At 59.3% G+C, this 943-nt stretch carries 2 protein-coding genes; one reads left to right on the top strand and one right to left on the bottom strand.

Annotated features, from left to right (window positions below; all coding sequences use genetic code 11):
- A partial coding sequence (locus ACUTJJ_RS25025; protein ID WP_445543783.1) for a cupin domain-containing protein occupies positions 1–461 on the bottom strand: 461 nt, incomplete at its 3' end.
- 14 nt (positions 462–475) lie between these two features.
- On the opposite strand from ACUTJJ_RS25025, the gene ACUTJJ_RS25020 reads away from it, so the two are divergent.
- A partial coding sequence (locus tag ACUTJJ_RS25020) for a LysR family transcriptional regulator (RefSeq protein WP_445543782.1) occupies positions 476–943 on the top strand: 468 nt, incomplete at its 3' end.

The raw sequence follows: 943 nt of genomic DNA, 5'->3' as shown, positions 1-943 counted from the left end.
TACGAGGTCACAACCGGGCCAACAATGGCCTGGCCAAATGTTTCGCAGACGGACTGGACGTCGTTGAGGTCATGCGGAACCGGCAGAGCATCCATGGCCTGGAAAAAGCGGTCATGGCGTGCGGGTGTCGATACCAACATCACGCGCGTCACACCTCCCATCGCGGAAAAGCCATGGGTGACGCCCTTCGCAACGAAGAGCCGATCTCCCGCCTTTACCTCAATCTTCTGCGCGCCGATCAGGAACAGCAACCGCCCTTCGCTGATGCAGAAGACCTTATCCTCCTCAAACGAAATGTGCGCCGGTGCGCCCTGATCCGGTTGGACCGTCATCGCCATGACGGTCATGGGAGCAGCTTCACCACCGAGCAGGATTTCGGCATCGATACCCGAGAAGCGTGCGGTTGCGTGAGAGGAGAGTACGCCGCTTGCAGGCGAGGCGGGATGAGGGGTGATGTCCATGATGTGGTCTCCTTATGATCCGGACCCACGGTACCTCATCAGAGCAAGAACGATTATCTGGCAAGCTCTGCCATCATCATCTATTATTCTGGACAATGATGAAGCTTGATCCGATCCAGACCTTTGTAGAAGTGGTTCGTGCTGGCGGGTTTACCGCAGCGGCCCGGCGCACGAGCACGCCGCGTTCGACGGTGAGCCTTCAGGTCAGGGCGCTCGAAGAAACGCTAGGGGTTCGGTTGCTCAAGCGCTCGACCCGTTCTTTTGCCCTAACGGACGAGGGACAGCGCCTCTATGACAAGGCGTCGGGTCCGGTAGATGTTCTCGTCCGGGCGCTTGATGACCTGCAAGCGGGAGATGGCGTACTGGGCGGTCTGATCAGGCTGACCGTCCCGGCGGATTTCCCCACCGCGATGTTGGCGAGCGCAATCACCAGCTTCACGCAGGCCCACACGGCAGTCCGCTTCCAGATCATGTCGACAAAT

Source organism: Agrobacterium sp. DKPNP3, from assembly GCF_052686535.1.
The sequence above is the reverse complement of the archived record's forward strand: the minus strand, read 5'-3'. Positions and strand labels throughout refer to the sequence as shown.